9 protein-coding genes are annotated in these 10,025 nt (G+C 60.4%); all 9 read left to right on the forward strand.

What is annotated here, in order from left to right; all coding sequences use genetic code 11:
- A partial coding sequence (locus ACUVTA_RS06875) for an ABC transporter substrate-binding protein (protein WP_445952216.1) occupies nt 1-1,016 on the forward strand: 1,016 nt, incomplete at its 5' end.
- Entirely contained in the window at nt 995-2,107 is a 1,113-nt protein-coding gene (locus ACUVTA_RS06880; RefSeq protein ID WP_445952217.1) for a FecCD family ABC transporter permease, read from the forward strand. The genes ACUVTA_RS06875 and ACUVTA_RS06880, both read left to right, overlap by 22 nt.
- Nucleotides 2,108-2,269: 162 nt before the next feature.
- Nucleotides 2,270-3,313 (forward strand): ABC transporter substrate-binding protein, encoded by a 1,044-nt coding sequence (locus ACUVTA_RS06885; protein ID WP_445952218.1) that lies wholly within the window; start codon nt 2,270-2,272, stop codon nt 3,311-3,313.
- 60 nt (nt 3,314-3,373) lie between these two features.
- Nucleotides 3,374-5,734: a copper amine oxidase N-terminal domain-containing protein gene (locus ACUVTA_RS06890; protein WP_445952219.1), complete on the forward strand. Its 2,361-nt coding sequence runs from the start codon at nt 3,374-3,376 to the stop codon at nt 5,732-5,734.
- Between the two features lie 228 nt (nt 5,735-5,962).
- Nucleotides 5,963-6,787 carry an ABC transporter ATP-binding protein gene (locus ACUVTA_RS06895; protein ID WP_445952220.1) on the forward strand — a complete coding sequence of 275 codons (825 nt, stop codon included), beginning with the start codon at nt 5,963-5,965 and terminating at the stop codon, nt 6,785-6,787.
- Nucleotides 6,774-7,748 (forward strand): ABC transporter ATP-binding protein, encoded by a 975-nt coding sequence (locus tag ACUVTA_RS06900; protein WP_445952221.1) that lies wholly within the window; start codon nt 6,774-6,776, stop codon nt 7,746-7,748. Before ACUVTA_RS06895 ends, ACUVTA_RS06900 begins: the two co-directional genes overlap by 14 nt.
- Nucleotides 7,749-7,789: 41 nt before the next feature.
- A complete protein-coding gene (locus ACUVTA_RS06905; RefSeq protein ID WP_445952222.1) occupies nt 7,790-8,569 on the forward strand; it encodes an ABC transporter permease in 780 nt (259 codons plus the stop codon).
- The gene (locus ACUVTA_RS06910; protein WP_445952223.1) at nt 8,569-9,327 is read left to right on the forward strand and encodes an ABC transporter permease; all 759 of its coding nucleotides are present in this window, start codon (nt 8,569-8,571) and stop codon (nt 9,325-9,327) included. Before ACUVTA_RS06905 ends, ACUVTA_RS06910 begins: the two co-directional genes overlap by 1 nt.
- A gap of 160 nt (nt 9,328-9,487) precedes the next feature.
- Nucleotides 9,488-10,025: ATP-binding protein (locus tag ACUVTA_RS06915; RefSeq protein ID WP_445952224.1), on the forward strand; the 538-nt coding region annotated here is incomplete at its 3' end.

Raw genomic sequence — 10,025 nt, forward strand, 5'->3', positions numbered from 1 at the left:
CAACTGCGGCTACCCAGAAGCGGATCACCGTCACCGAGTATTTCGTCACCCCGACCGGGGAAATTGAGAAGCACGTAGTGCGGGTACCATCACCGCCCCGGCGGGTGGTGGTTACGGGGAGCTACCAGGCGGAGATCCTCAAAGCTCTGGGGCAGGAAAAGAAGGTTGTGGGCGTTTACGACTATACGAAGAAAAACCAGAAGTGGCTTGGCTACGTTGAGAAGGTGCCCAGTGTGGGTAGTGCGGTTACACCTGATGTAGAGAAGATCATTTCTTTAAAGCCTGACCTGGTGCTCGAGTGGGCGATGAAACCGGAAATTAGGAGTCAGCTTGAGCGGGCCGGGATTCCGGTGATGCGGGTCTACGGGTATAACCATAATTTTTTGGGCAACGAGATACGGACCCTGGGCTTAATTTTTCAGTGTCCGCAACGGGCAGAGGCCTATGCGGGTTTTATTGAAAGCCACTGGCGAATGATCGCGGAAAGGACCCGCAAGTTGCGGCCTGACCAGCGAGTGAAGGTCTACTGGGAAAGCTCAATGAGGGACTGGGGGAGCACGGGTCCCGGTTCCGGTGGCCACACCATGATCGAGTGGGCCGGGGGCGTTAATATTGCGGCACCGCTGGGTCTCGCTAATCCTACGGTTACGCCGGAATGGGTGGCGGGGAAAGACCCGCAGGCGGTAATTAAAAATGTTTCCGCCGATTTTGCGGGCGTGACTAATAAGGGCATCGGTTTTGAGGCGAAGACGACGAGTGAGTTGGTTTCGCTCCAGCGCAGGATTATGGCCCGACCTGCCCTTAAGACGACAACCGCCGTTAAAAAGAAGCGTGTCTATCTGATTTCGTCTTCGATCGCCTTCGGACCGCAAAGTGCGGTGGGACTTTGCTACGTTGCCAAATGGCTGCATCCGGAGCTTTTCCAGGACGTGAACCCGGAGGCGGTCCACCGGGAGATGCTCAAGAGGTTCTACGGGGAGGAGCTTAAAGGCGTATGGGTTTACCCGCAGAGGTAGCGCGGGGACTGGCCGTAGAGTTTGACGCGGTAAAAAGCACCTACGCGCGCCATACCGGGCGCAAGCTCCTGTTTACGGTGCTGCTGCTCGGCCTCACCGTGCTGATCGCTCTCGTGAGCACGGCGGCGGGAGCGGCCGGGATAAGCGTGGCGGATGCCTGGCGGGTGATCTTGAGCCACTTCGGGATTAAAACCGCGCCGGTGAGCGACTTAGCGCGGACGGTCGTCTGGGAGATCCGCCTTCCCCGCATCGTCCTGGCTACCATCACCGGGATGAGCCTGGCCGGAGCCGGCGCGGTGGCGCAGGGGGTGCTAAGAAACCCCTTGGTCTCGCCCTACACGATGGGGCTCTCGAGCGGCGCGGCCTTCGGCGCGGCCCTGGCGATTGTCTTGGGGACGGGCCTGGTGGGCGGGAACTACCTCGACGTGTCGCGCTGGCTCATCGTGACCAACGCCTTCATCTTCGGGGGGTTGACCACACTCCTGGCTTTCTCCCTGGCGCGGTTTAAGGGGATGGCGCCCGAGACGCTGGTTCTGGGCGGAGTCGCCATTGGTTACCTCTTTCAGGCGGGCGTCTCCCTCCTGAAATACATCTCCAACAACGACGCCCTGAAGGAACTCATTGTCTGGCTGATGGGCGGCTTCTGGGGCGCCGACTGGCAGATGGTGGCGTTGCTGACCCCGGTGGTGCTACTCTGTATAGTCGGGCTCTGCCTTTACGCCTGGGACCTCAACGTGCTTGGCGCGGGGGAGGAAGTGGCCGCGAGCCTCGGGATCAAGGTGGGCCGGCTGCGGGTCGTCACCTTAAGCTTAGCCACCCTCGCCGCTTCGGCCACCGTTGCCTTCACCGGCATCATCGGCTTTATCTGTTTGATCGGCCCGCACATCTGCCGGATGCTGGTTGGCAGCGACAACCGCTTTCTCATTCCCTGCTCCTGTTTTATGGGTGCGGTCCTGCTATTGCTCGCCGACACCCTGGCGCGGACGGTTATTGCGCCGACCGAGCTGCCGGTGGGAATTGTTACCAGTCTAATGGGCGCGCCCTTCTTCATTTACCTGCTGATTAAAAAGCGGCGGCAGTGGTGGGGGTGAAAACGGCTATACAAGGTTTTTAGGCGTTGAGCCACTTTAAAAATTAAAATTAAAACGTTTAGAGGGAGCGGTAAGTGGGTGACCACCCAAGATTTGAAATTGGCTGAGATCCTGAGAAAACCGGAGGTCTAACCCAAAATATTGAGATAGGAGGTGAGGCGGTTGCGTTTACGGTGGCTGGTGGCTTTGCTCATGACGCTTCTGGTGGTGGTTCTGGGGACGTTTGCGGGTTCACGGACGCCGGCGGAAGCGGCAAAAAAGATTACCGTTAAAGACTCTATGGGGCGGACGGTGCGTGTTCCCTGCCCGCCGCAGCGGATCGTGGAGGTCAACGGCGACGTGGCGGAGCTGATCTGCGCCTTCGGTGACGCGGATAAAATCGTGGGGGCATCGAGTTATACGTTAGAGGATAAGTTTTTCACCGGGCGGCTCAAGAAGGCGCAGGATGTCGGTAAATCCTTCACCCCGAGCGTGGAGAAGATCCTGGCGTTAAAACCCGATGTGGTCTTCGGCTACGGAAAGTTCTTGAAGCCGGAGATCATCACGCAGCTCGAGCTGGCCGGGGTGCCGGTGGTGTTTTTAGACTGTTACAAGCTTAAGACGATGGCGCAGGACATCCGCACTCTGGGGGTGATCATGAACCGGCAGAAGGAGGCGGCGGCCTACATCGCTTACTTCGAGAAGTACCAGAAGCTATTTGCGGAGCGGACAAGGAAAATACCGCTCAATAAGCGGCCACTGGTCTATTTAGAGCAGTACACCGACTACACGCTAAGTGGTCCTGGCTCCGGCGGCGCCGAGCTTCTGGACGGCGTCGGGGCGCGGAATATCGGCGCCGGGCTGCGGGCGCCCTACCCGAAGATCAGCTCCGAGTGGCTGGTAGCGCAGAACCCGGAGGTGATTATCAAGGCTTGCGGCAGTTCTATTCCTTCGGGCTACGACGAGAAGCCGGACGCGATGAAGGAGAAGCGCGCGGAGATAATGCGCCGCCCCGGCTGGAGCAAAATTACCGCCGTGCGGCAGGGGAAGGTCTATATGCTTTCGAGCGAGATCTTCACCGGGCCGCGGGCGGTCGTCGGGATGGCTTACATCGCCAAGTGGCTTTACCCGCAACTCTTCAAGGACGTGAATCCAGCGGCGATCCATAAGGAGATGCTGCAGAAATTCCACAAGATGGAGCTTAAGGGGGCTTACGTGTATCCATAAGGGATGCGGCTTCTTATTGAACAGCGAAGAATCTATGATTTACCCGGGGGAGGTTGGCTAATGCAGCAGTTGAAATTGAGCTTTCTAACACTCTTATTGGCCGTTTTCTTATGCGGCTTTTCCGGGGTGGCCAATGCTAATACGTCGAACAAGGCGCTCTGGTGTCCAAATGTAGCGCCGGAAACCGATACGGAGCTTGGTGCCTTATGTATTAGTGAAACCGAGCCGGGGTCGATAAACCGGGGCGATTACGTGACAGTTACTTTTCCGTCTTACGTTGAACTTACCAGGATAAAGTTTTACTTCCCTGGCGGTCCTTCTTATCTACCTTCGGTTACTAATGCTACTTACCCGGTTGACTTCAGCGATGCTGGTTTTACGGTAAACGGGCAGACCTACAGCTATGGCGATAAGGCCGGGATCGCGGGCGTGCCGGCACAGCTCCTCTTTCAGGCGACGGCGCGGAACAGTTTTACGTTAATTGTGAACCAGGAGTGGGCGCCGACGACGAAGTATGTCAGGATATACTGTTACCTCGACAGGGTGCATATCAAGCCTGTGAGGCCTGAGGATCTCGAGTCCTCCGACATCAAGGTGACGCTCGACGCGCCCTCCACCGCCGGCTTCTCTTCCGGTTCGGTGACCGTGGGCAAGCTCCTAACCGCGGGTGGGAGCAACATCACCGCGGCTGCGGCCACCGAGATTACTGATATTGGCGGGCAGATCGCCAACATCACCCTGAAGGAGGATTTCGCCGGGGCGCTCAAACCGAACGCCGCGGACTTCCCCAGCGGCAACACGGTGAAGCTCGTCTTGAGCCTGGGCTTTACTTGGGATAGGGTACAGCTCATCCCGCAGGGCGGCTTTGGCGCGGGGAGCGTGGGCTACGACGTTTATACCGAAAAGAACGGCTGCAGCGCCCTCTACTTAAAGATCGATAAGGCGAGCAGCGGGAGCCCCGGGCAGTTGGTGATCAAGGCTTCGGTCAAGGCGAACGAGCCCTTCGCTACCGCGCGCGACGTAAAGGTGACTTACGGCGGTACTAATCCGGGTGTCGGCGGCGAGAAAATCGCCGAAGTGACGGTGGCAAAGTATTTGGTCTCTGGGCTTAGCGCGGCGGCGAAGAGCACGCTCGACGTGGTGGCCGGCCGGCAGAACCAGCATATCGGGAGCTTCACCGTTACCGAGGGAATGGCCTGCGACCTGCCGTCGGGGAGACTTTTGAGCCTTACGCTGCCGGAGGGGGCGAAATGGAACCGGTTGCCAACGGTGGCGCGCGAGGCGGGGAACGGGCAACTAGAGTACCACAGAACGCGCGACGACGGGCGAACCCTCATTTACCGGGTTTCTACAGAGAGCACCCGGCGGACCATCTTCTGCTTCAAGAACGCTACCGTAGACCTGACGGTTTACCTTCCCGAGGAGCTGACGGTGACGGTGAGAGGACCGGGCCTCAGCCAGAGCGTAACGGTAGCGAACGTGCAGGCGCCGGTTAAGGTAACCCCTGGAGGCGGTAAGGTAAGGGTTGGTCTGGCGGCGCAGCCAGTAGGGGCGGTCACTATTCAAGAAAATGTGGTAGGCGCTTTGCGGGCGCGCGACGCGGCTGGGAACCGCGCCGTTTTGAAACTCACGTTGCCGGCGGGGGTGCGCTTCGCTGCAAAGCCCAACGCGGCGGTGACGGCTGGCGACCTAGAGCTCGATACCGCCGGAATTAAGTTGGAAGATGACGACCGCACGCTCGTAATTCCCGTGAAGCTCGCGAGCGCCACTCCGGTGGAGAAGCCGGTGGCCGGTAGTGAGCAGGTTACAACGAAGGAGACCACCCACGAGGAAACCACCGCGGAAGCAGCCTACGAGCAGATGGGGAGCACGGTGGTGGTAGACAACATCCTGCTTACTTTAGACCGGACGGTGCCGGTAGGGCCGGTCACCCTCGAGGTTAGCGGCAGCGCCCTGAGTGAGACGGAGACTCTCTTTTCTTCATCACTTAATAAGCTATCGTGTGTCCTGGCGGAGTGCCTGACGCCGGCACCGGTGGCCATCCGGGCGGAGGCGGTCTTCGCCATCGGCAGCACCAGGTACCGGATTGGCAGCGAAGAGAAGGAGATGGAGGTCGCGCCCTACATTAAAAACGGCCGGACTTACGCGCCGGTGCGCTACTTAGCTTACGCGGCCGGTATCGGTGACGACCAAATCATCTGGGACGGTGCCAATAGAACCGTGACGATTTTCGCCGGTAAGCGGGTGGTTCAGTTCAAGCTCGGCGCCAAGGATTATCTCCTTAACGGCGTGCCCGTTTCTATTGATGCGGCGCCGGAGATCGTGAGCGGTCGGACGATGCTCCCCTACCGCTTTGTGGCCCAAGCTCTGGGGCTTAAGGCCGAGTGGGACGGTGCGAAGCGGCAGGTGATCATCCGGTAAGGCGTTTACGGTTCGCAGTTCAAGCTCAGACTGATAGAGCTTTGGGGTCCGTTCGACGTTTTCCTGCAGCCGACATCTGTTTCTGGCGGGCCGGGATAAAGCGTAGCGTTTCCGGCATCCAAACGGTTTTGCCGTATTTACCGGAAACGGCCTCCGGCCTTATCCCGGCCCGCAGAATACTTCTTAAACGTCGAACGTAGAACGCCGAACGTGACGGGAGGGTGAAAGATGCGGCTGCAAGTAAAGAATGTTTCCTTCACCTACGGCAGCGTGCCGGCTTTGGCGGACATCACCTTCAAGGTGTCGGGAGGTGAGGTGCTCGGCATCATCGGTCCCAACGGCTCCGGAAAGTCGACGCTGCTCCGGTGCTTAGCGCGGGTGCTCCGGCCCCGGACAGGGACGATCTTCGTTGACGGCAAGAACTTGGCGGCACTACGCGGCCGCGAGATCGGGCGCTGTTTGGGCTATGTGCCGCCGCCGGGTGGGCAGGCGGGCTTCCCTACAACGGTAGTGGAGACGGTCCTGCAGGGGCGGCGGCCCTACCTCACCTGGAGCGTCAGCCAGCGCGACCTGGAGGTGGTGGGCGCGGCCCTCGGCTACTTGGGGCTGACCTCCCTGGCGGAGCGGCTGCTCGGGGAGCTTTCCAGCGGGCAGCAGCAGAAGGTTTTTTTGGCGCGCGCGCTGGCCCAAGAACCAGAAGTTTTGCTCCTTGACGAACCCACGGCGACGCTCGACATCCGCTACCAGCTTGAGGTGATGGCGCTAATCCGGCGCTTGGCTACGGCGGAGGGGCGGACCGTGGTGGCGGTACTGCACGACCTGAACCTGGCGAGCCGTTTTGCGGACCGTTTACTGCTGCTGCACGAGGGGCGGGTCTTTGCGGCGGGGAAACCGGCGGCGGTGCTCACGCCGGCAAACCTCCGGGTGGTGTACGGTGTGGAGGCGGTGGTTACCGAGGCACCGTGGGGGATTCAGGTGACACCGGTGGCGCCGGCAGATGCGCCGGAGGGGAAAGAAGTAAGGGAGGGGTTGGCGGCGCTTGCGCGAGCGTAGATTTTTTCTGGTTAAGAGGGAGCGGGCTGACGCGCGGCCTGTCGGTGAGGGCGTTGGGGCTCATCCGGAGCGGCTAACCGCCCTTACCCCGCAGGAAGAGTTGGTTCCGGAAGAAGCGGGACTGGCGGTACGCGGGGTGGTAAAGCGCTACGGGCCGGTAACTGCCGTTAACGGTGTCACTTTTTCCGTCAGGCGCGGGGAGATTTTCGGGCTTCTGGGCCCGAACGGCGCCGGAAAAACAACGCTGATCCGGATGCTTACCACCTTGGCCCGGCCTACGGCGGGGGAACTTTTCGTCGCCGGGGTAAACGTGGCCGAGGATCCAGTAACGGTGAAGCGCTTGATTGGCGTTGTGCCCCAGGTCAACAACCTGGAGCGGGAGCTAACGGGCCGGGAGAACCTGGTTCTGCACGCGCTTTTGCACCGGTTACCGAGAAAATTGCGGGAGAAGCGGATCCAGGATTTGCTCGCCTACATGGGGCTTGCCCACCGGGCGAACGACCGCGTCCAGAACTACTCCGGGGGAATGGCCCGACGGTTACTCATTGCGCGGGCGCTTCTTCATGAGCCGCCGCTCCTTTTCCTGGACGAACCGACAATTGGGCTGGACCCCCAGACGCGGCGACGCATCTGGGACCTAATTCAGCTTTTAAACCGCGATGGCGTTACGGTCTTTTTAACCACTCACTATATTGAGGAAGCGGAGGCGCTCTGCCACCGCGTTGGGATCATCGACCGGGGAAAACTTATCGCCCTGGGGGCGCCGCGGGAGCTGATGGCGCAGTTAGGTGCTTTTTGCGTAGAGTTTTTCGACCGGGAGGGGACCAGACGGGTCTTCTTTCCCACGCGGCAGGAGGCTAAGGTTTACGCCGGCACCTTGACTGGGGACGTTACCGTGCGGCGGACGAACCTGGAGGATGTTTTCGTAGAGCTTACGGGGCGGGAGATTGCTGAAGGCTGAAAGAGGTAAAAGGGAAGCGGGCGGCGGGGAGGATGAAGGCAATGGCGGAAGCAGCGGTGGGGAAGCAGCCTTGGGCCGAGAGGGTCTATCCTGCCTGGCTGCCGCTGGTGCTGGCGATGGGGCTGGTCTGGCGCCGGCGCTGGTGGCGCTTTCTGGTCGGGGGACTGAACCGGCCGGTGCTCTTTCTCCTCCTCTTTGCCTGGAACTTTAAGGAGAGCGCAGCCGGTGTGCACTACCTCCATTTCCTCGTTCCGGGCCTGGTAGTGATGGCGGCCGTTACCGCGAGCTACAGCGACCTGGTTAACTGGTTTACGTTGCGGCGGACCTTTTACCAGGTGCTGGACGAGTACCTGTTGGCGCCGCTTTCTACCCGTTCCCTGTTAGCGGGTCACTTAGTGGCCGGCGGGGGAAAAGGGGTGCTTATGGCGCTGCTGGTTTACCTGGCGGCGTGGGCGATAGTTGGCGGTTTCCGGTTATCGTTTTTCTTCGTGGTGCAGCTGGCCGTGATTGCCTTCACCTTTGCGGCCTTTGCGGTGGCGGTGGCGATGGTCGCCCGCGGGGACAAGGACGTGTTGATGTTTACTAACGCGATAGTCTTCCCGATGACCTTCTTTTGCGGCACCTTCTTTCCTGTGGAGCGGTTGCCGGGGAGCCTCCGCGAGGCGAGCTGGTTTTTGCCCCTCACGGCGGGAACCTACAACCTGCGCGCGCTGGCCCTTGGGGGAGGGAACCACTGGGACTGGTTCCTGCAGAGTCTCGGCTGGCTCGGCGCGCTTTCCCTTCTCGCTTATGTACTCCTGGAATGGAGGCGGCAGGACTGATGCGCCAAGTTGTCTTTGGCTGGTATCCGGTCGTCTGGGAGGAACTCCTCACCTGGCGGCGCCGCTTCTGGCTCTACTTTACGGTTTATATGCTTTCGCCGCTCGTCTTTCTCCTGAGTTTCGGGTACGGGGCGGGTCAGCGCTTAAAGTTGTTTATGCCTGGGGGGCTTAGCTATCTTGAGTTTCTGGTGCCCGGTGTGGTGGCGCTCGCGGTCTTTAATAACGGAATTTCTTCCGTAACCGTACGCCTCTTTTACAACCGGCTGCAGTTCAAAAGTTTCGACGCCTACCGGCTGGCGCCGCTGGCCGGCACGGCGCTCTGGCTGGGCTACACGCTTGCAGGAGCGCTCCGGGGCCTGCTTTCCGGCAGCATCGTGCTGGCGCTGGCGCTACTTTTCGTTCCCGGCTTTCGTTTTTCTTTTGCTGGGCTGCTGTGGCTTGTGGCTTGCGCCTTTGCCGCGGGCGCTTTCGGGGTTTTCCTGGGGCTTTCCCTGCGCTCTTTCGACGACCAGACGTTGATTAGCGAGTTCATTGTGGTGCCGATGACCTTTCTCTGCGGCACGCTGGTGCCTTTAGAGCGGTTGCCAGGAGCGCTGCAGTATCTTGTGTGGTTCTTGCCGCTCACGCCGGCGACGGCGGTGCTTCGGGCCAGTTTCACGGGAAACCCGGTGCCCTGGCCGGCGGTGGGCTTGCTCGCCGGCTGGACGTTGCTTTTCGCCGCGCTCGGGCTATGGCGGCTCAAGCGGAATGAGGAATAGCGTTCGACGTTAAATAGTTCGGAGTTCGAAGTTAGCAGTTGAAAGTCCGGATAAAGCCTGCTACCTAGGTTAAACCTGGATTTGCAGGCCGGCATAGGACCGCGGGCTGTTTCCCGCATCTCGTTAACTTTTATTCAGGAATCGTTTTGCGGAGGTAAAAATGGTCGAATTCAGGCGCTACGTTTATCCCTTTACGGCCATTATCGGTCAGGAGGAGCTAAAGCTCGCCCTTATTTTGAACGCCATCAACCCGCTGGTCGGCGGGGTCCTGGTGCGCGGGGAAAAAGGAACCGCCAAATCAACGGCGGTCCGGGCCTTCGCGGCGCTCTTGCCGCCGCTTAGGGTGGTGGCCGGTTGCCCGTGCAACTGCGACCCGGCGGACGAGGTGACGCTCTGCCCTTTTTGCCGGGAGCGGCTGGCGGCCGGTGCGCCGCTTTTGCCGGTGACGCGGCCGGTGCCGGTGGTGGACCTGCCGGTATCCGCTACCGAGGACCGGCTGGTGGGAAGCCTCGATTTCGAGCACGCGCTGCGCTACGGGCGGCGGCGCTTCGAGCCGGGGATCCTGGCCCGGGCGAATCGCGGGATCATCTACGTGGACGAGGTAAACCTGTTAGACGACCACCTCGTGGACCTCCTTCTCGACGCGGCGGCCTCCGGGGTGAACGTGGTGGAGCGGGAAGGGATTTCCTTCGCCCACG

The organism is Thermodesulfitimonas sp. (genome assembly GCF_052743955.1).